This window comes from Microbacterium sp. NPDC055312 (genome assembly GCF_053645675.1).
On the sequence record NZ_JBSHMU010000013.1, the window covers coordinates 1 to 1,844 of the forward strand.

Annotated in this window: 3 protein-coding genes; all 3 read left to right on the forward strand. The window is 63.7% G+C overall.

Translation table 11 applies throughout. From position 1 onward, the window contains the following. Positions 1–839 (forward strand): hypothetical protein (locus ACWIDW_RS14805; RefSeq protein ID WP_454126014.1); only part of this gene is annotated, 839 nt, incomplete at its 5' end. Between the two features lie 46 nt (positions 840–885). Further along, positions 886–1,050 carry a hypothetical protein gene (locus ACWIDW_RS14810; protein ID WP_454126015.1) on the forward strand — a complete coding sequence of 55 codons (165 nt, stop codon included), beginning with the start codon at positions 886–888 and terminating at the stop codon, positions 1,048–1,050. Between the two features lie 336 nt (positions 1,051–1,386). Next, complete coding sequence (locus ACWIDW_RS14815; protein WP_454126016.1) at positions 1,387–1,752, forward strand: ribbon-helix-helix protein, CopG family; 366 nt, start codon at positions 1,387–1,389, stop codon at positions 1,750–1,752. Positions 1,753–1,844 lie beyond the last annotated feature (92 nt).

The window sequence follows — 1,844 nt, forward strand, 5'->3', positions numbered from 1 at the left end:
TGATCACCCCACCCAGACACCTCGAATCCCCTCGATTCGACTGGATGCAGACGACCGTTCGCGATGATCCAGAGCAGTTGTGGGATGTGCTCGCAGGCACTCTGGGAGGCGAGCTAGAGGATGCGCGCGGCCTCAACGGCTATGAGCGCTCGAAGCTCATCAAGCGGGACGGCGAAACGCTCGCTCGTGTTCTCTACGGCGGCTCGAACGGCTCCCCGCACGTCATCGCTACGGGCGCGGCAAGTGATGATGTCGTGCCCGTCGTTCGGGGCGCTTGGCCGGTGCATGAAGTCACGCGCATGGACACCGCACAGGACTTCGATGAGGAGGGGGGCTACGACCGTCTGCGCGCCGTCATGCTCGAACTTGCTGAGGCGTCCCGTATCACGGTGACCAGCGTAGAAAGCACTCGGCAGGGAGTCCGCTCCCGCACGACCTATCTCGGCGCTCCGTCGTCACGTGTGCGTGTCCGCCTCTACGAAAAGGGCAAGTTCGAGCAGCAGCAGGGACACGGCGCCTCAGAGCACTGGTTTCGCCTCGAGTCCCAGATCCGCCCGACTGGGCAACGTGCTCGGCTGCTCTCGGCGTCCATAGGGCCGGTCGAAGCCTGGGGCATGGCTCGATGGACTCGCGATCTCGCTGCCGCTGCTATGGGTGTCGATGTGCAGCCGATCACGATGCAGCTTCGACGCGAGCCGGACTACATGCGAGCGATTCGCAACTTGGCGCGGCAGTACGGGCCGACGCTGCAGAAAGCTATCGAGGTCGAGGGATCGTGGGAATCCGTGCTCGATCTGCTGGTTTCAGAGGGGATGGGGATGGCACATGATGCCGCATGAACTACGACGGATGCTCCGACCGGACTGCACAGATTGCGGGTCGGTCATGATCGTCTGGGGACGGCTCGACTACGTCGCGTTCGAGTTACGCGACCTCGAATCGCGCAAGCGCGCCGCCGAGCTGCTCGAATTCTGCTCACCGTCGTCTGACGCGTGGATGTGTGGCCGTTGTGGCTCGTTCGGAGCTTTCAGCGACTACGAAGCGGCATAGACACACGCCGGATACGAACGAACGCCAGGGCCACCGGGTGACGGACGGGCGCACCGGAGGCGGTCGCGGAGCGTCGCCCCGGAGCGCCGGCCGCCGCCCGGCTCTCTGGCATCGCTCGAAGTCGGAGAGTGCCTGTGTGCATTCGGTGACGGCTGGGGCATATCGGACTGTCTCGGCTGGAAGCTCCATGCGGCTAGCGAGATTCGGCAGGACTTAGACGCAACGGGTCTCGGATCGGCTCTGCTGGATAACTCCCCTGTCCCCAGCCGTTCTAGACGCATGGATTCGACAGCGTGTCATACACTGACGGGGGTTGTATGCTCATACAATTGGCACATGATCACACACGACGACGATTTGCTGAGGGTCACGGTCACCCTTCCTCGCGTTGACGTTGACCTGCTCGACCGCCTCGCCAGGCTCGAAGGGCTCAATCGCTCCGCCGAGCTCCGCGGCATTCTTGAGCAGTTCCGCCCGATGCTTCGCCAGACGGTCGAGGCGTTCGAGGCGGCTCTCGCGCAGCGGTCCCAGCTCGATGAGGCCATGGCGCTCGCGGCAATCAGCAAGCTCGAAGCGCTGGTTCCCGAGGCGCAGCGCCTGCAAGATGCATTCCTCGGCGCTGTCGCACGATTGGAGGGTGCGCAGGCCGCTCACGACGCCCGAGAAGCCCCCGACAGTAACACGGGGGCTACAGACCAATGATCACCCCACCCAGACACCTCGAATCCCCTCGATTCGACTGGATGCAGACGACCGTTCGCGATGATCCAGAGCAGTTGTGGGATGTGCTCGCA